The sequence below is a fragment of the Bifidobacterium sp. WCA-178-WT-4B genome (assembly GCF_009696495.1).
Lineage (GTDB): Bacteria > Actinomycetota > Actinomycetes > Actinomycetales > Bifidobacteriaceae > Bifidobacterium > Bifidobacterium infantis.
On sequence record NZ_VULV01000004.1, the window covers coordinates 63,361 to 81,333 of the forward strand.

At 62.3% G+C, this 17,973-nt stretch carries 12 protein-coding genes, 3 tRNA genes and 1 pseudogene; 4 read left to right on the forward strand and 12 right to left on the reverse strand.

From position 1 onward, the window contains the following. Position 1: 1 nt before the first annotated feature. From FYJ31_RS04435 to guaA, 12 genes and pseudogenes are all read right to left on the reverse strand, one after another. On the reverse strand, positions 2-1,231 hold the full coding sequence (locus FYJ31_RS04435; RefSeq protein WP_032744347.1) for an acetate/propionate family kinase: 1,230 nt from the start codon (positions 1,229-1,231) through the stop codon (positions 2-4). 211 nt (positions 1,232-1,442) lie between these two features. Then, complete coding sequence (gene pta, locus FYJ31_RS04440; RefSeq protein WP_326831176.1) at positions 1,443-3,113, reverse strand: phosphate acetyltransferase; 1,671 nt, start codon at positions 3,111-3,113, stop codon at positions 1,443-1,445. 128 nt (positions 3,114-3,241) lie between these two features. Further along, positions 3,242-3,314 (reverse strand) — tRNA-Ala (locus FYJ31_RS04445). Between the two features lie 89 nt (positions 3,315-3,403). Beyond that, positions 3,404-3,476, reverse strand: a tRNA-Ala gene (locus FYJ31_RS04450). A gap of 279 nt (positions 3,477-3,755) precedes the next feature. Next, positions 3,756-4,454, reverse strand: a complete 699-nt coding sequence (locus FYJ31_RS04455; RefSeq protein ID WP_154536096.1) for a histidine phosphatase family protein — start codon at positions 4,452-4,454, stop codon at positions 3,756-3,758. A gap of 131 nt (positions 4,455-4,585) precedes the next feature. Then, positions 4,586-4,999 (reverse strand): ribosome silencing factor, encoded by a 414-nt coding sequence (gene rsfS, locus FYJ31_RS04460; protein WP_136501090.1) that lies wholly within the window; start codon positions 4,997-4,999, stop codon positions 4,586-4,588. A 3-nt stretch (positions 5,000-5,002) separates the two neighbouring features. Next, positions 5,003-6,385 (reverse strand): bifunctional UDP-N-acetylglucosamine diphosphorylase/glucosamine-1-phosphate N-acetyltransferase GlmU, encoded by a 1,383-nt coding sequence (gene glmU, locus FYJ31_RS04465; RefSeq protein ID WP_154536097.1) that lies wholly within the window; start codon positions 6,383-6,385, stop codon positions 5,003-5,005. Between the two features lie 94 nt (positions 6,386-6,479). Continuing rightward, positions 6,480-6,550: transfer RNA gene (locus FYJ31_RS04470), tRNA-Gln, on the reverse strand. 116 nt (positions 6,551-6,666) lie between these two features. After that, entirely contained in the window at positions 6,667-7,689 is a 1,023-nt protein-coding gene (locus FYJ31_RS04475; protein ID WP_008782813.1) for a ribose-phosphate diphosphokinase, read from the reverse strand. Positions 7,690-7,774: 85 nt separating this feature from the next. Next, on the reverse strand, positions 7,775-9,646 hold the full coding sequence (locus FYJ31_RS04480) for an acyltransferase family protein (RefSeq protein ID WP_326831177.1): 1,872 nt from the start codon (positions 9,644-9,646) through the stop codon (positions 7,775-7,777). 175 nt (positions 9,647-9,821) lie between these two features. After that, positions 9,822-10,060 (reverse strand): annotated as a pseudogene (locus FYJ31_RS04485) (DUF1846 family C-terminal domain-containing protein); the annotation flags it as partial. Positions 10,061-10,220: 160 nt separating this feature from the next. Further along, positions 10,221-11,783 carry a glutamine-hydrolyzing GMP synthase gene (gene guaA / locus FYJ31_RS04490; RefSeq protein ID WP_154536098.1) on the reverse strand — a complete coding sequence of 521 codons (1,563 nt, stop codon included), beginning with the start codon at positions 11,781-11,783 and terminating at the stop codon, positions 10,221-10,223. A 445-nt stretch (positions 11,784-12,228) separates the two neighbouring features. Here guaA and FYJ31_RS04495 point away from each other — a divergent pair, with 445 nt between their 5' ends. The 4 genes from FYJ31_RS04495 to FYJ31_RS04510 all read left to right on the forward strand — a co-directional run bounded on the left by FYJ31_RS04495 (position 12,229) and on the right by FYJ31_RS04510 (position 17,947). After that, positions 12,229-14,706 carry a phosphoketolase gene (locus tag FYJ31_RS04495; RefSeq protein ID WP_154536099.1) on the forward strand — a complete coding sequence of 826 codons (2,478 nt, stop codon included), beginning with the start codon at positions 12,229-12,231 and terminating at the stop codon, positions 14,704-14,706. Between the two features lie 233 nt (positions 14,707-14,939). Further along, on the forward strand, positions 14,940-15,917 hold the full coding sequence (locus FYJ31_RS04500) for a MetQ/NlpA family ABC transporter substrate-binding protein (protein ID WP_154536100.1): 978 nt from the start codon (positions 14,940-14,942) through the stop codon (positions 15,915-15,917). Positions 15,918-16,052: 135 nt separating this feature from the next. Then, positions 16,053-17,264: a methionine ABC transporter ATP-binding protein gene (locus FYJ31_RS04505; RefSeq protein ID WP_143724763.1), complete on the forward strand. Its 1,212-nt coding sequence runs from the start codon at positions 16,053-16,055 to the stop codon at positions 17,262-17,264. Beyond that, complete coding sequence (locus FYJ31_RS04510) at positions 17,261-17,947, forward strand: methionine ABC transporter permease (RefSeq protein WP_032744339.1); 687 nt, start codon at positions 17,261-17,263, stop codon at positions 17,945-17,947. The genes FYJ31_RS04505 and FYJ31_RS04510 overlap by 4 nt, the downstream gene beginning before the upstream one ends. Positions 17,948-17,973 lie beyond the last annotated feature (26 nt).

A 17,973-nucleotide genomic window follows, 5' to 3' on the forward strand; every position in this document is an offset into this window, starting at 1 on the left:
CTTACTTGGCGAAGGTGTTGCCGTAGGTGTCGGTGCCGGCTTCGGCGATCGCGGCGGACTTGCGGGCGATGGCCAGCTCCTCGTTCGTCGGAATCACGGCGATGACCACGGAGGAGTCCGGGGTGGAGATGATGCGCGGCTCCTTGGAGCGCACGGCGTTCTTCGCCTCGTCCAGTTTGACGCCGAACGGAGCGAGCTTGTCGCACACCATCTTGCGGACCACATCGTCGTTCTCGCCCACACCGGCGGTGAAGGTGATCACATCGCAGCCGCCCATCTGGTAGGTGTAGTTGCCGATGTAGCTGACGATACGGTGCACGTAGACATCGAGGGCCAGCTTGGCGTCCTCGTTGCCCTCGGCCACCAGACGGTGGACCTCGCGCAGGTCGCCGTAGCCGGTCATGCCCATCATGCCGGAACGCTTGTTGAACAGGGCGTCGAGCTCGTCCACGTTCATGTGGGCGTTGCGGATCAGGTGGAAGACCACGGCCGGGTCGATGTCGCCGGTGCGGCCGCCCATCATCAGGCCCTCAAGCGGGGTCAGGCCCATGGAGGTCTCGACCGGCTTGCCGGAGATCTCGGCGGAGGCGGAGGCGCCGTTGCCGATGTGCAGGACGATCTGCTTGAGGCCTTCGGCCGGCTTGCCGATGACGCCCGGCACCACGGAGGAGATGTATTCGTGGGAGGTGCCGTGGGCGCCGTAGCGGCGAATGTGGTACTGGTCGGCGATCTCCTTGTTCAGCGCGTAGGTGCTGGCGGCCTTCGGCAGCTGGAAGAAGAAGGAGGAGTCGAACACGAAGATCTGCGGAACATCCGGCAGCAGGGAACGCATGACCTCGGCGCCCTTGGCCTCCGGGCCGTTGTGCAGCGGGGCGAGCACGGCCAGATCCTTGACCTGGTTGATGGTCTTGTCGGTCACGAGGGCCGGGTTCGGGAAGATGGAGCCACCCTGCACCACGCGGTGGCCGACGGCGACGATGCCGGCCTCGGACAGCTTCGGGCCGTACTCCTCGAAGAAGCCGAGCACGCGCTTCAAGCCCTGCTCGTGGTCGTGGATCGGCTCTTCAAGCTCATGCTTTTCGCCGTTGTACTCGTGCTTGTAGTGGCCGTCGACCGGTTCGCCGATCTTCTCGACGAGGCCGGAAGCGAGGCCTTCGCCGGATTCGAGATCAACCAGCTGGTACTTGATCGAGCTGGAGCCGGAATTGATGACAAGGACGGTTTTCGCCATTGTGGGCATCCTCCATTGTGATTGAATGTTCCCGTGAGACACGGGTTACCGTTGACTAGATTACTCGTTGCTTGCTACAAAATAAGCATTACAGTGGCTCCCGCTGGCGGGAGCTGGTGGCGAAGCCGACTGAGGGTGGTTCTGCTTCGCGCCTGACCACCCTCAGTCACGCTGTGCGTGACAGCTCCCGCTGGCGGGAGCTAAGCCGTGCTCACTGCGCTTCGATGGCGGTGAGGGCGATGGTGTTGATGATGTCCTGCACCAGAGCACCACGGGACAGGTCGTTCACCGGCCTATTGAGACCCTGCAGCACCGGGCCGATGGCCAGGGTGCCGGAGGAGCGCTGCACGGCCTTGTAGCCGATGTTGCCGGCGCACAGGTCCGGGAAGACGAACACGTTGACGTGTCCGGCCACATCGTTGCCCTTGGCCTTGGTGGCGGCCACGGTGGGCGACCAGGCGGCGTCGAACTGGATGGGACCGACCACCGGCAGATCGGGTGCCTTCTCCTTGAGCAGCTTGGTGGCCTCCTCCACCAGATCCACGTCCGGGCCCTTGCCCGAGCCGAGGGTGGAGTAGGAGAGCATGCCGACCTTCGGGTCGATGCCGAAGGCGCGGGCGGTCTCGGCGGACTGCAGCGCGATCTCGGAAAGCTGCTCGGCGTCCGGGTTGAGGTTGATGGCGCAGTCGGCGAACACGGCCACATGGTCCTTGAAGCACATAAGGAACGCGCCCGAGACCAGTTTCTGGCCCGGCTTGGTCTTGATGACCTGCAGGGCGGGGCGCACGGTGTTGGCGGTGGAATGCACGGAACCCGAAACCAGTCCGTCGGCATAGCCGAGCACCACCAGCATGGTGCCGAAGTAGCCGGCGTCGGTCAGTTGCTTGCGGGTCTGCTCCTCGGTCATGCCCTTCTTGGCGCGCAACTCGCACAGTTTGGCCACCATCGGCTTGAGCACGTTCTCGTCGTCCATGGCCTGGAATCGGGCGCGTCCCAGACTGTTCAGCCCCAGTTCCCTGCCGCGGGCCAGAATGGCGTCCTTGTCGCCCACGATGATGAGGTTCACGGTCTCACGTTCGAGCAGGTAATCGGCCGCCTTGATGATGCGGTCCTCCTCGCCTTCAGGCAGCACGATGGTCTTCTTGTTGCTCTTGGCCTTGCCGAGCAGGTCGAATTGGAAGGCGTACGGCGTGACCGGCGCGGTGACGTCCACATCGAGCGCGGCGAGCACCTCGTCGATGGGAGCGTGCTTGCGGAAGGTCTCAAGGGCCAGGTCCTTGGTGGATTCGTCGGTGAAGGGCACCTGCGGCAAAGTCCAGACCGGCAGGCCGTATTTGGCGAGGGTCTCTTTGACGGAGAAGGCGTGACGCGGCTCGCAGCCGGTCACGAAGATGCCGAGCACCGTATTGCCCGCGGCGCGCATGCCCTCGATGGACAGTTGCACGGTTTCGTCGAGCTCGTGCGGCCATCGGTCCATGGTGCACACGGCCAGGAACACCCCGGCCTTCAGATCGGCGGCGACGTCCGCGTTGAATTCGTAGGTGGTCGGGTCGTTGACGTGGGATTTGTCGGTGCCGACGATCAGGGCGGCGTTCGCGCGGGAGACCTCCATGGCGTAGTTGAACTCTCCGACGATGTCTCCGCGGGCGGTGTCCTTGTCGGCGCGCACCTTATGCACGTCGAGGCCGGTGGACAGGGACACGCCGATCCCCGCATTGGAGGCGGCGAGCAGGATGGGGGTGAATTCGTCATGGTTCGACACGGCCGGCCGGAACACCATGGTCTTGTATTTGGAGGTCAACGCATTGAGCACGCCATAGGCGACGACGTTGCGTCCATTGGCGCCTTCGGGGCTGGCGATGTATACACGGGTGACGGTCACGATGTCTCCTTTGATATCAGCATGATAGGGACCATCATTCATTGTAGTGGCGATCACCGTTACCGTTCACGCAGTGTCGTGGCGGGGGAGACGCAAAAGGCCGATGCGTGAAGCACCGGCCTTGATTGTGGAGCTAGGGGGATTCGAACCCCCGACCCTCTCCATGCCATGGAGATGCGCTACCAGCTGCGCTATAGCCCCGAGTGAAGCTATCCGATTCATGGGAGTCGAGATACCCACCACGAACCAGCGGAGAAACCATCACATCATGCAACCTGACGGCTTCATCGTGGAGCTAGGGGGATTCGAACCCCCGACCCTCTCCATGCCATGGAGATGCGCTACCAGCTGCGCTATAGCCCCGTTCTTTAATTGTTGGCCCGTCGTTCGGACCTCGTATACATTACGCCGGGATGCCGATTCCGGCAACACTCGGCGTGTCGCCGGATGGCGAGACGGTGTGGCGACACCTTGTTTCGGCTTGTTTCCGCCGTTGCGCCGGTATCGCCGGATGTGTTTCGGGCGCGTAGGGCCACTCAACGCCGCCCGAAACCGCTTGGGGCCTCCTGCATGATCGGGAACCGGAGATCCGGCATACCGGTCGCGCAGGAGGCCCCAAGCGGCAAAGTGATTCGAGAAGGCTCAGCGTTCGCGTTCCCATTCGTCGGTGTCGGCAATGGCGGGACCGTGGTTGTAATCCATCAAACGCCACCGCACGGTCCCATCGGGGTTGTCCATCGGCGTCAACCGCACCCAGTGCGCGTTGCGCAGCGAAACCATCGTGGAGAAGGTCGGGTCGACCGAGCTGATGGACAGCAGGGTCTGCAGGGTCTGTGCGATCCATGCGCCGTGGGAGAACACGAACAGGTCCGTGTCGTCGCCGGCGCGCGTGGACCAGTCCTCAAGGGCCCGCACGCCTCGACGGCCCACGGCCTCCTTGGGTTCGGCGCCGTACTTCAGCTCACCGCCGCGAAACTCCGCCCAGGAGCGGAAGTCCTCGGGGTAGCGTTCGGCCAGTTCGCTGACGGCATGGCCGTCCCACTCGCCGAAACTGCGTTCCCGCACGCGCGGATCGTCGACGGGCGCCACATCGCCCAATACGTCGGCGAACGCCTGCGCGGTGGCATGCGCACGCTTCAAATCGGAGCAGACAATGAATCGATTGTCGATCTCCGGCCGACGATCGACGTACAGACTTTTCAAGGCCGTGGCGGTCTGCTTGACCTGCCATTCACCCACGGCGTCCAGCGGAATATCGACCTGGCCTTGGAGCTTGTGGGCGGCGTTATAGGAAGTGCGTCCATGACGAATAAGAAAAATGGAACGAACATGATTGGTCATAGTGACGATCCTTTCGGTTCCAGTGAGGAAACAGGAAAAGGGGAGGGCTGCCTGGTGCCGTCAATGACGTTCGGCAACAGGCAGCCCGACACGCAAATATCAGCGTATATCAGCGTTATGTGATTCACACGTTACGCGGTGGTGACGGCAGCAACGTCCGCATGCTCCGCCGTTTCCGGGTGTGCGAGTTCAAGATCGATGGCCGGGCAGTCGCGCCATAGCCGTTCAAGACCGTAGAATTCACGTGATTCCTCGTGCATGACATGAATCACGAAATCGCCGTAATCGAGCAGCACCCACTGGCCTTCGGTCAGGCCCTCGCGCGAGCGCGGCTGGCGTCCGGAGCACTTGAGGTAAAGGTCCTTTTCGATCTCCTCGGCGACGGCCAGCACCTGGCGCTCGTTGGAGGCACCGGCGATCATCATGATGTCAGTGATGCCGAGCAGGTCGGCCACGTCGAAGGCCACGATATCGGTGGCCTTGATACGGTCTGCGGCCTCGGCGGCCACGCGGACGGCGTTGATCGAATCCTGTAGTGCGGGCATGGCTCAGCGCTCCCAGGCGGGCTTCCAGCCCTCGACGTTGTGCTGCGTGTTCTCAGAGTAGACCATCGTGTCGTCCGGCACGGCATGACGCACCACGGAACCGGCGCCGGTGGTGACGTTGTCGCCCACCTCGACCGGGGCCACGAACAGGTTGCCGGCGCCCACATGGCAGCCGTCGCCGATCACGGTGCGGTTCTTGTGCACGCCATCGTAGTTGGCGGTGATGGTGCCGCCGCCGATGTTGGTGTGGTCGCCGAGCCGGGCGTCGCCCACATAGCTCAGGTGCGGCACCTTGGTGCCGTTGCCGATGTGCGCCTTCTTCATCTCGACGAATGCGCCGGCCTTGGCGTCCTCGCCGAACTCGTTGCCCACACGCAGGTAGGTCCACGGTCCGATGTTCGTGCGCGCCCCGATATGCGATTCCTGCACACGGGAACGTTCGACCACCGCACCCTCGTCCACGGTCGCGTCGATAAGGGTGGTGTACGGGCCGACGACGGCGTCCTCGCCGATCACCGTATGGCCCTGCAGGAAGGAGCCGGGCAGGATGGTGGCGTCGCGGCCGATCTGGACGTCGTCCTCGATCCAGGTGGTCTCCGGATCGAGAATGGTCACGCCATTGCACATCCAGCGTTCGCAGACGCGGCGGTTGTAGGTCTTGGACAGGGCGGCCAGCTGCACGCGGTCGTTCACGCCCTCGACGGTGAGCGGGTCCGGGGCGGCGAACGCGCCGACCTTGCCGGCCGACTTGGCGGTTTCCAGTGCGTCGGTCAGGTAGAACTCGCCCTGCGCGTTGTTCGACTTCAGCCCGGCGATCGCCTCGGCGAGCACGGAAGCCTCGAACACGTAGACCGAGGTGTTCACCTCCCGCACGGCGAGTTCGCTGCGGTTGGCGTCCTTCTGCTCGACGATGCGCAGCACGTTGCCTTCGCGGTCGCGGATGATGCGGCCGTAGCCGGTCGGGTCGTCGAGGATGGTGGTGAGCACGGTGGCGCCGTTGCCGGAGGCGGTGTGGAATTCGACCAGGCGGTGCAGCGTCTCGCTGTCGAGCAGCGGCATGTCGGAGGCGGCGATGAGCACCGGGCCGTCGATCTTGCCGGATTCGGTGAGCTGGGCCATCGCGCACTGGACGGCGCGGCCGGTGCCGGGGATGTCGTCCTGATTCACGATGGTGACCTGCTCGTCATAGGAGCGGGCGGCTTCGGCGACGCGCTCGGCCTGGAAGTGCACGACCACGGCCAGCGTGTCGGGATTCAGGGCGGCCACCGAATCCATGACCCTGTTCAGGAAGGTCTTGCCTGCAAAAGTATGCAGCACCTTCGGCTTGTTGGAACGCATGCGGGTACCCTCGCCGGCGGCGAGGACGATGGCTGCGGATAATGCCATAACTGACGTATTCCCTTCGATCGGAATGTCTATTGAGGGCGGAAACACCTCAAAACAATAGACGGCCGCCCGGATGTCGAGCGGCCGTCAGCCGTTCCCCCACCTGGACTCGAACCAAGACAAAGGGTTCCAAAGACCCGTGTGCTGCCATTACACCATGGGGGAGTCGTGGGCTTTCGGCCCACAAGTGTTCATTTATATCATACTGTCGGTATTTACCGAAAGACTACGCCATGTCGCGTCTCGCATTGTGTGCTTTCCGCGAACAAACACGCACGTAATCAGGCGAACAGGAAGCCTTGACCGTGATGCTCGGGGTAGGTGTCGAACAGTTCGGCGACCGACCCGTCCTCGAATACGGCGCGGATGGCGCTGGCCAGCAGCGGGGCGATCGACAGGACGGTCAAGCCATCCCAGCGCTTTTCCTCGGGAATCGGCACGGTGTCGGTCAGCACGACCTCACGCGCACCGCAGTTCTTGAGTCGCTCGATGGCCGGGCCGGAGAGCACGCCATGCGTGGCGACCACGGTCACCGACTTGGCTCCCGCGTCCTGCAGCACGTGGCATGCGCCCGCGATGGTACCGGCGGTGTCGATCAGGTCATCGACAAGCACGCAGTCCTTGCCGGCGACGTCACCGACCACACGGTTGGCGACCGCCTGGTTCGGGCGGGTGATGTCGCGCGTCTTGTGCACGAAAGCGAGAGGACCGCCGCCGAGACGCTGCGCCCACTGCTCGGCTACGCGAATGCGGCCGGCGTCGGGGGAGACGACGGCGACGTTGTCGAGATGGCCCTGGAAACGATCACGGATGTAGTCGACCAGCACCGGCATGGCCACCAGATGATCGACCGGGCCGTCGAAGAAGCCTTGGGACTGCGCGGCATGCAGATCGACCGACATGATGCGGTCGGCACCGGCGGTCTTCAGCAGGTCGAACACCAGACGGCAGGAGATGGGCTCGCGGCCGCGGTGCTTCTTGTCCTGCCGGGAGTAGCCGAGCAACGGGCAGACCGCAGTAATGGAACGGGCCGAGGCGCGCTTCAATGCGTCGATCATGATGAGCTGCTCCATGATCGCCTTGTTGATGGGCTTGTAGTGGCTTTGCAGCACGAACACATCGGCGCCACGCACCGATTCGGTGTAGCGCACGTACATCTCGCCGTTGGCGAAATCGTATGCGGTGGTTTCAAGGACGTCAATGCCGAGCTGCTCGGCGACATCCTCAGCCAACTTCGGATGAATCCTTCCCGTAACGAGAATAAGATTCTTATCGGGCTTCCCTTCAAGGATTGCGCTCACCATGTCTCCCAACGTGTGGTCTCGTTGATGCAGTCTTCAGCATAGCCGTTCTTCACGACCGGTTGGACAACTCAGCGTTGCCTGCCGTTCACCTGCCGCTTGCGACCCATTGTTCGATGGCCTGTTTGACCGCCTTTGCATAGATATCGCTATCCATGCTCGGGTGGATGCCGTCGGAGCCGAGCATCTGCGCGTTCGCGTTGGCCGTGGCATCCCAGTCCACCAGCACCACGTTGCTCGGATGTGCGGCCGCATAGTCGGCCAGCGTCTGGTTGGTGGGCGGGACCCATGCGCGATCAGCATGCGCGTTGACCAGCACCAGCACACGGTCCCGCCCGATCATGGCGAGAATGCGGTCAAGCTGATCGGCGCTGATCTGCGAGTTGGTGGCCAGTCCCACCAGCACCCATTGCCGCAGGCTGCCGGCGGCGAGATCATCGTCGATGAGCTCGGGCGCGGCCATGATGGATCGTGACACACTCGCGTCGATCTGTATGCCGGGAAACACCGCCGACAACCCTTGTGAGGAGGCGAGCATCACCGAATCGCCTATGGCGGTGATCCGGTCTCCGGTGGGCATCGTATGCGTGGGCTTGGGCGGTGCCGGCACGTTGCGGCGCAGCAGCACATGTTCGGTCTTCTGCAGGCGCTCCAGTTGCGCGGCCTGTTGCTCCAACTGAATCTGCATGGCGGTCTTCGCCGGCGCATGGACGATGCCCTGCACGCAGCCGACCAGCGAGAGCGCCGCAATGAGGTCGAAGACGATGACCTGCACGGCCCGGCGGCGGCCGCATGCGCGAGGTGGCAGCACGATGGACAGCGGCGAGAGCGCCGCCGGCTTCTCCACCATCTGCCAGGAGAGCGTCACCATGGCGACGGTGAGCAGCGCGGCCATGGCGAGGGGCCAGGGGGCGGCGGACCGGAAGAGCTTCGGGGCGAGGGCGGTGGAGAGGATCCACAACGGCCAATGCCACAGATAGATGCCGTATGAATACCGGCCGAGTGCGGCCAGCGGCTTGAACACCATGAGGCTTTGCATCCAGGAGTCATCGGCGATGGTGCCGGCGATCAGCAGCACGGACAGCAGGCTGGACAGCATGATGCCCCCGCGGAAGGCGAAGGCGTCCTGCCTGCCCACGACCGTCATGCTCACCAAGGCGATCAGGCTGATGAACGCCATCGAGGGCGCCGCCGCGTCCCATAGGCGCCTCCATGCCGGAACGTGAGGCGTCGGCGTCTCACGTGCGACGGGGAAATCACCCGAACTGATGATGCGGGGCGTCGGTTCGGGCTCCTGGCCGGTGTTGCCCAGCGGGGCCACGGTGACCCACCAGGCGAGGGCGACGCCCAGCATCAGACCCATGCCGTGCGTATCGGTGCCGAAGTAGACGCGGGTGGGATCGCCCTTGGGCGTATACATCAGTCCCATGGCAAGGCCGCTGGCCGCCGCCAGCGACACGGGGACCAGTGAGGCATACCGCGTGCGCCGAATCCGCCACATCAGCCATACGATGAACGGCACGATCACGTAGAACTGCATAAGCACGCCGATGAACCACAGATGACGGAACACCTGCGGATTCATCTGGTCGAAGTAGCTTTGTCCCGTGCCGATGGCGTACCAGTTGTAGCAGCCCAGCAGCACGGTGATGACCTGATCGCGGATGGACACCAGCATATCGTGATCGAACAGCCAGCCGGCGCTGACGATGATCGGGATCAGCAGGAGCAACGCGGGGTAGAGGCGCACCGCCCGCTTGGGGATGAATCGCACGAGGTTGAGCGTTCCGGTCGTGTTCAGGGACCGTATGAGGCTTGTGGCGGTCAGGAATCCAGAGACGGTGAAGAACACGTCCACGCCGTAGGATCCGCCCGGCAGACGCTGCTGCATGCAGTGATAGAGCACGATGGCCAGCAGCGCCAGTCCTTTAATACCGTCTAGACCCACGAACCGATTCACGGATAATCCTTCTCTCACCGTAGTGCTGATGGCATCCCCCGTTCTCTCCAACAAACGGAAAACAAGCCCAGCATGGTAGAGGGGAGAGACAATGCGACAGCAGCGAATCGTCAGGCCGCATGCTGCATGATTACCGGCTTGACGATTCGCGGCATACCGCGCTTATCGGTGGCGTTTACCGGTGATACAGACTCACCCGTTCGTACTTCGGTTCGCAGCACACGTTGATGCCGAGATTGCGATACAGCGCCTCGTCCGTGGATGAGATGATAACGGAGAAAAGGCGTCGCAGCCCTGCAACTGTTTGAGCCCGTCGATGACGCGAGCGGCCACAGGACTGGTGGCGCTGGTGATTGACAATGCAATCAGCGTTTCATCCGAGTGCAAGCGTCGGTTCACGCTGTTGAGATGTTGGCGGCTTGCAGTTCGATGTATTTTTCGTTGTCGAATCCCTGGCGCAAAGAGGTCGGCATCCCTTTCCGGACGACGTCGTAAGCGGAAAAATTATACCGGGCATCGTCGGCAACAAAAAAGGGATTCCCCGATGGAGAATCCCATTCGTCACAGAGAGCAATTACTCCCATTCAATTGTGGCCGGAGGCTTGCTCGTGCAGTCGAGGACGACGCGGTTGATCTGGCGGCACTCGTTGGTGATGCGCGTGGAGATCGTGGCGAGCACGTCGTAGGGCACGCGAGACCAGTCGGCGGTCATGGCGTCCTCCGAGCTCACCGGACGCAGCACGATGGGGGAGCCGTAGGTGCGCTCGTCGCCTTGGACGCCCACCGAGTGAACGTCGGCGAGCAGCACGACCGGGCACTGCCAGATGTCACGGTCGAGGCCGGCCTTGGAGAGCTCCTCTCGGGCGATGGCGTCGGCCTCGCGCAACAGGTCGAGACGTTCCTTGGTGATCTCGCCGATGATGCGGATGCCCAGACCCGGGCCGGGGAAGGGCTGGCGCCAGACGATCTCATCCGGCAGTCCGAGTTCGGTGCCGATGGCGCGCACCTCGTCCTTGAACAGAGTGCGCAGCGGTTCGATGAGCTGGAACTTGATGTCCTTGGGCAGGCCGCCGACGTTGTGGTGGGACTTGATGTTGGCCGCGCCGTCGCCGCCGCCGGATTCGACGACGTCGGGGTAGAGGGTGCCCTGCACGAGGAACTTGACTTCCTTGCCGCGCGCGCCGGCCTCTTCAAGCACTTGGCGCTGGGCCTTCTCGAACGTGCGGATGAACTTCTCACCGATGATCTTGCGCTTGCGCTCCGGCTCGGAGACGCCCTTCAGGGCCTCAAGGAAGTCGTCGGCCGCGTCCACGGTGATGAGCTTGATGCCGGTGGCGGCAACGAAGTCGTGCTTGACCTGCTCGACCTCGCCCTTACGCAGCAGGCCGTGGTCCACGAACACGCAGGTGAGCTGGTCACCGATGGCCTTGTGCACCAGAGCGGCGGCCACGGCGGAGTCCACGCCGCCGGACAGGCCGCAGATCACCTCGGCGTCGCCGACCTTCTCGCGGATCTTCTTGACTTGATCCTCGATAATCGAGGAGGCATCCCAGTCGTTGGGCAGCGCGGCGCAACGGTGCAGGAAGTTTTCGATAAGCTTCTGGCCAAGCGGGGAGTGCTTGACTTCCGGGTGCCACTGCACACCATAGAGCTTGCGGGATTCGTCCGCCATGGCGGCCACGGGCGCGCCTTCGGTGTGGGCCAGCACTTCGAAGCCGGCCGGGGCCTGTTCGACCGCCACGCCGTGGCTCATCCACGTGGTCTGCTCGGCGGGGGAGTCGGCGAGCAGACCGTCGGCGTCGTCGATGGTGGCTGAGGTCTTGCCGTATTCGCCGAGAGCGGCCTTATCCACCTTGCCGCCGAGCTCATAGGCCATGACCTGGAAGCCGTAGCAGATACCAAGCACCGGAACACCGGATTCGAATACCTTAGTATCTATGGTCGGCGCGCCGGGCTCGAACACGGAGGCCGGGCCGCCGGACAGAATAATCGCCTTCGGATCCTTGGCCAGGATCTCGTCAACCGGCATGGAATGAGGGACCAGCTCGGAGTACACGCCTGCTTCGCGCACGCGGCGGGCGATGAGCTGGGCGTACTGGGCGCCGAAGTCGACGACAAGCACAGGACCGTTTGCCATTGATATTCCCCTAACGTTCATTGGAATTTTACGTGGGCTGAACACCACTGATTATCACTGGTCAAGGCGACAAGGCCGACACGCAGAAACTATGTGCGTAAATCGAACAAACTACATGCCTGTAGTCGGACAACACGCCGATTTCAAACATGGGAAATCGAACGTGCGCTGTTCTAGCCAGATAATGGATTTCCGCATGCTTCCGCCGTTTTGAAAAAGTATGTTGAAAAAACTAATGTTGACAAACGGTCAGTTGAACCGCACAAATACTGAAATTTCCGCAACAATTTCGAACACACCCGCAAGAAATCGTTCAAAAGTCGCGTTGTCCTCGTACCATGACGATTGACTGGGAACGGAAAACCTTGGCACCGCAAGGGTCAGGGACCGTGACCGAACAGAAATAATCAATCGCACGATTACGTGCAGGAGTACAGGAGTACACATGACGAGTCCTGTTATTGGCACCCCTTGGAAGAAGCTCAGCGCTCCGGTTTCCGAGGAAGCCCTCGAAGGCGTTGACAAGTACTGGCGCGTTGCCAACTACCTTTCCATCGGCCAGATTTATCTGCGTTCCAACCCGCTGATGAAGGAGCCCTTCACCCGCGAAGATGTGAAGCATCGTCTGGTGGGCCACTGGGGCACTACCCCTGGCCTGAACTTCCTCATCGGCCACATCAACCGTTTCATTGCTGACCACGGCCAGAACACCGTGATCATCATGGGCCCGGGCCACGGTGGCCCGGCCGGTACCTCCCAGTCCTACCTGGACGGCACCTACACCGAGACCTTCCCGAAGATCACCAAGGACGAAGCTGGTCTGCAGAAGTTCTTCCGTCAGTTCTCTTACCCGGGCGGTATTCCGTCCCACTTCGCTCCGGAGACCCCGGGCTCCATCCACGAGGGTGGTGAGCTGGGTTACGCTCTGTCCCACGCTTACGGCGCCATCATGGACAACCCGAGCCTGTTCGTCCCGGCCATCGTCGGCGACGGCGAGGCTGAGACCGGCCCGCTGGCTACCGGTTGGCAGTCCAACAAGCTCGTGAACCCGCGCACCGACGGTATCGTGCTGCCGATCCTGCACCTCAACGGCTACAAGATCGCCAACCCGACCATCCTGTCCCGCATCTCCGACGAAGAGCTCCACGAGTTCTTCCACGGCATGGGTTACGAGCCCTACGAGTTCGTCGCTGGCTTCGATGATGAGGACCACATGTCCATCCACCGCCGCTTCGCCGAGCTGTGGGAGACCATCTGGGACGAGATCTGCGACATCAAGGCCACCGCTCAGACCGACAACGTGCACCGTCCGTTCTACCCGATGCTGATCTTCCGCACCCCGAAGGGCTGGACCTGCCCGAAGTACATCGACGGCAAGAAGACCGAAGGCTCCTGGCGTTCCCACCAGGTGCCGCTGGCCTCCGCCCGCGACACCGAGGCCCACTTCGAGGTCCTCAAGAACTGGCTCGAGTCCTACAAGCCGGAAGAGCTGTTCGACGCCAACGGCGCCGTCAAGGACGACGTCCTCGCCTTCATGCCGAAGGGCGAGCTGCGTATCGGTGCCAACCCGAACGCCAACGGCGGTGTGATCCGCGACGACCTGAAGCTGCCGAACCTCGAGGACTACGAGGTCAAGGAAGTGGCCGAGTTCGGCCACGGCTGGGGCCAGCTCGAGGCCACCCGCTCCCTGGGCGCCTACACCCGCGACATCATCAAGAACAACCCGCGCGACTTCCGCATCTTCGGACCGGATGAGACCGCTTCCAACCGTCTGCAGGCTTCCTACGAAGTCACCAACAAGCAGTGGGATGCCGGCTACATCTCCGACGAGGTCGACGAGCACATGCGCGTCTCCGGCCAGGTTGTCGAGCAGCTGTCCGAGCACCAGATGGAAGGCTTCCTCGAGGCCTACCTGCTGACCGGCCGTCACGGCATCTGGAGCTCCTACGAGTCCTTCGTCCACGTGATCGACTCCATGCTGAACCAGCACGCCAAGTGGCTTGAGGCTACCGTCCGCGAGATTCCGTGGCGCAAGCCGATCGCCTCCATGAACCTGCTGGTCTCCTCCCACGTCTGGCGTCAGGACCACAACGGCTTCTCCCACCAGGATCCGGGTGTCACCTCCGTCCTGCTGAACAAGTGCTTCCACAACGACCACGTCATCGGCATCTACTTCGCCACCGACGCGAACATGCTGCTGGCCATCGCCGAGAAGTGCTACAAGTCCACCAACAAGATCAACGCCATCATCGCCGGTAAGCAGCCTGCTGCCACCTGGCTGACCCTGGACGAGGCTCGTGCCGAGCTCGAGAAGGGTGCCGCCGCTTGGGATTGGGCTTCCACCGCCAAGAACAACGATGAGGCCGAGGTCGTGCTTGCCGCCGCCGGCGATGTCCCGACTCAGGAGATCATGGCTGCTTCCGACAAGCTGAAGGAACTGGGCATCAAGTTCAAGGTCGTGAACGTTGTCGACCTGCTCTCCCTGCAGTCCGCCAAGGAGAACGACGAGGCCCTGTCCAACGAGGAGTTCGCCGACATCTTCACCGCCGACAAGCCGGTGCTGTTCGCGTACCACTCCTACGCTCACGACGTGCGCGGTCTGATTTACGATCGTCCGAACCACGACAACTTCAACGTCCACGGCTACGAGGAGGAGGGCTCCACCACCACCCCGTACGACATGGTTCGCGTCAACCGCATCGACCGCTACGAGCTGACCGCCGAGGCCCTGCGCATGATCGACGCCGACAAGTACGCCGACAAGATCGACGAGCTCGAGAAGTTCCGCGACGAGGCCTTCCAGTTCGCCGTCGACAAGGGCTACGACCACCCGGACTACACCGACTGGGTGTACTCCGGCGTGAACACCGACAAGAAGGGTGCCGTCACCGCTACCGCCGCTACCGCTGGCGACAACGAGTGATAACACCTCCACGGTGTCGTTAGACCGCTGACGAAACAGGGCCCGGGATCCGTCCCGGGCCCTGTTCGCATATCGGCACCGGCTGTGCCGCCCGGCCGCCAAACGCACGAATCCCGGCCATTGCATGCGCGCCATAAAAGACACTTATACGGCAATCGGCCATTTTTCGACACTTTCGCGGTTCAAGCGCGTTATGGTGTTACCCGACATCAATTTTGGAGAGAGGAAATCCAATGACAGCAGCAACCCAGCCGGCAACCCCGGCCGCTCCTAACAATAACGAGCCGGTGCGTGTGAACCACACCGCCCGCAACGTCATCATCACCATCGTGGTCGTGGCGATTATCGCCGTGGCCGCGTTCTTCGGCTACCGCGCGTTTGCCGGTGCCAACGAGTCGTCCGCCAAGGGCAGCAAGGGCAACCCGGTCAAGATCGGCGTGGTCGGTGCCACCAACCCCGAATGGGTCAAGTTCAAGCAGAACGCCGAGAAGGCCGGCATCTACGTCGACATCGTCGACTTCCAGGACTACACCTCCGAAAACCCGGCCCTCGACTCCGGCGAGCTGGACCTCAACGAATTCCAGCACCTGCTTTACCTGGCCAACTACAACGTGAGCAACAAGAAGGACCTGCAGCCCATCGGCGGCACTGCCATCTACCCGCTCGGCGTGTACTCCACCAAGGTCAAGGACATCAAGGATCTGAAGCAGGGCGACACCGTCACCATCCCGAACGACGAAACCAACCAGGCCCGCGCCATCGGCGTACTCAAGGCCGCCGGTCTCGTGACGCTCAAGGGCGACTGGACCGCCTTCTCCACCCCGGCCGACATCGATGAAGCCAAGAGCAAGGTCAAGGTCACCCCGCTAAAGGCCGAACAGGTGGCCACCACCCTGAAGGACCCGACCATCGCCGCCGGTGTGATCAACAACGACTACGTGGCCGACGCCGGCCTCAACCCGAAGGACGCCATCTACCAAGATGACGCCGAATCCGAAGAATCTCGCCCCTACATCAACGTGTGGGTGGCCCGCAAGGCGGACGTGAACAACGAGACCTACAAGAAGCTCGTCTCCATCTTCCAGCAGAAGGACGTGCTCGACGCTCTGCAGGAGAACTCCGGCGGCACCGCGGTGTTCGCCGACAAGTTCAGCGCCAGCGAGCTGCAAGGCTTCCTGTCCGACATCGAGAAGGATGCCAAGGCCCAGTAGTGAGCCGTGGCTGATACGAGCGCACGACTAACCTATCCATAGCCATTACCACCAAGCGGAGCGAGTACCCGAGCCAACATCGGGATTCGCTCCGCTTCCGTGACCGGACACCAACAACCAGCATCAGGGAGCACTATGAGCGACCCCATCATCACCTTCGACCATGTCGTGAAGGAATTCAAAACACGCGGACGCGGCGCGAACATCGCACGAGCCGTGGATGACGTCAGCCTGACCATCGATCGCGGCGACATCTTCGGCATCATCGGCTATTCCGGTGCCGGCAAATCCACACTGGTCCGGCTTATCAACGCGCTCGAACGACCCACCTCCGGCACTGTGACCGTGCTCGGTACCGATATCACCTCTTTGAGTGAGACCAAGCTGCGACCCATCCGTCAGAAAATCGGCATGATTTTCCAGCAGTTCAACCTGTTCTCCACCAAAACCGTGGCCCAGAACATCGCCTACCCACTGCAACTCGATCACTGGCGCAAGGACTATCAGGATCGTCGTGTCAACGAACTCCTTGAATTCGTGGGCCTCAGTGAGCACGCAAACAAATACCCCTCGCAGCTGTCCGGCGGCCAGAAGCAGCGCGTCGGCATCGCCCGCGCACTGGCCACTAATCCGGAGATTCTGCTCGCCGACGAAGCCACCAGCGCGCTCGACCCGGAAACCACCACCGAAGTGCTGGCCTTGCTCAAGCGTGTGAACGAGGAATTCGGCATCACCATTGTGCTTATCACCCATCAGATGAACGTGGTCCAGCAGATTGCCGGCCGTGTGGCCGTAATGAGCGCCGGACGCGTGGTCGAATCCGGCGACGTATACGACGTGTTCGCTGCACCCCAGCAGCCGGTGACCAAGCGATTCATCGCCACCGCATTGTCCGGCCTGCCCGAGGAAGATCGGGTCGAGCGATTGCATCACGAATGGTCGGGCCGCATTGTCACCGTGCTTATCCGACAAAAGGACGTTTCCGGCACCCAAGGCCATGAACTCAAGGCATCCGGACAGAATATCTCCGAACTCATCGCCAAATACGGCGTTGAATCCAGCCTGCTCTACGGCGGTATCGACACGGTCAAAGGTGCCGCCATCGGTGCCATCACCTACGAATTCAACGGGCCCGGCTGGCATGTGGACGAATTCCTGCGCGAGCTCGCCGTCAATAGCGACGTCATCGACTTCGGCACCGCCGCAAAGCCTGTGGCGTACGCTGACGCGGTCGCTGGACATGCCACCTACGCCGAAGACCGATCCCATGACCCGCTGGCGGCCGATACTGCCTCTGCATCCACGCCCGGCGTATCCGCCGCCGCACATGAAGGAGACAACGCATGATCATCCTCGCCAACCCGCGTAGCGACTGGAACGTGCTGCGCCCACTACTGTTCGAATCCATTGGCCAGACCCTGACCATGGTGCTCATCACCCTCGTCATCGGCGGATTCCTCGGCCTGATCCTCGGCGTGGTGCTCTACGGCACCCGCCCCGGTAACCTGTTCGAGAACGCGGTCGTCTACCGCATCCTTGACATCATCGTCAACATCGTGCGCCCGATTCCGTTCATCATTTTCCTGGCAGCCATGCAGCCGCTCACCATCGTCGTGGTCGGCACGTCCATCGGCACCGTGGCCGCCATCTTCCCGATGGTGGTCATGTGCACCTTCGCCACTTCTCGTCTGGTCGAACAGAATCTCGTGCCGGTCGACCCGGGAGTAATCGAGGCCGCGCGTTCGATGGGTGCCGGCAAGCTCACCATCATCCGCACCGTACTCATCCCCGAAGCCCTGGCACCGCTGATCCTGGCCTACGCCTTCCTGTTCATCGGCGTGCTTGACATGTCTGCCATGGCCGGCTACATCGGCGGTGGCGGTCTCGGTAACTTCGCCATCGCCTACGGCTACCAGAAGTTCGACCAGACCGTCACCTGGACGGCCGTGATCATCATGATCGTACTGGTCCAGGTGGTGCAGGGCATCGCCAACGCCATCGCCAAACGACTGCTCAAACGCCAGCAATAACAAGGCATACTGACCCCATAGATCGC

What these genes read in the sequence shown, in the direction of transcription:
- FYJ31_RS04505 (WP_143724763.1), top strand. Translation starts at nt 16,053, where the DNA reads ATGAGCGACCCCATCATCACCTTCGACCATGTCGTGAAGGAATTCAAA.
- FYJ31_RS04500 (WP_154536100.1), top strand. Translation starts at nt 14,940, where the DNA reads ATGACAGCAGCAACCCAGCCGGCAACCCCGGCCGCTCCTAACAATAAC.
- FYJ31_RS04455 (WP_154536096.1), bottom strand. Translation starts at nt 4,454, where the DNA reads ATGACCAATCATGTTCGTTCCATTTTTCTTATTCGTCATGGACGCACT.
- glmU (WP_154536097.1), bottom strand. Translation starts at nt 6,385, where the DNA reads ATGGCATTATCCGCAGCCATCGTCCTCGCCGCCGGCGAGGGTACCCGC.
- FYJ31_RS04510 (WP_032744339.1), top strand. Translation starts at nt 17,261, where the DNA reads ATGATCATCCTCGCCAACCCGCGTAGCGACTGGAACGTGCTGCGCCCA.
- guaA (WP_154536098.1), bottom strand. Translation starts at nt 11,783, where the DNA reads ATGGCAAACGGTCCTGTGCTTGTCGTCGACTTCGGCGCCCAGTACGCC.
- FYJ31_RS04435 (WP_032744347.1), bottom strand. Translation starts at nt 1,231, where the DNA reads ATGGCGAAAACCGTCCTTGTCATCAATTCCGGCTCCAGCTCGATCAAG.
- FYJ31_RS04475 (WP_008782813.1), bottom strand. Translation starts at nt 7,689, where the DNA reads ATGGTGAGCGCAATCCTTGAAGGGAAGCCCGATAAGAATCTTATTCTC.
- rsfS (WP_136501090.1), bottom strand. Translation starts at nt 4,999, where the DNA reads ATGCCCGCACTACAGGATTCGATCAACGCCGTCCGCGTGGCCGCCGAG.
- FYJ31_RS04495 (WP_154536099.1), top strand. Translation starts at nt 12,229, where the DNA reads ATGACGAGTCCTGTTATTGGCACCCCTTGGAAGAAGCTCAGCGCTCCG.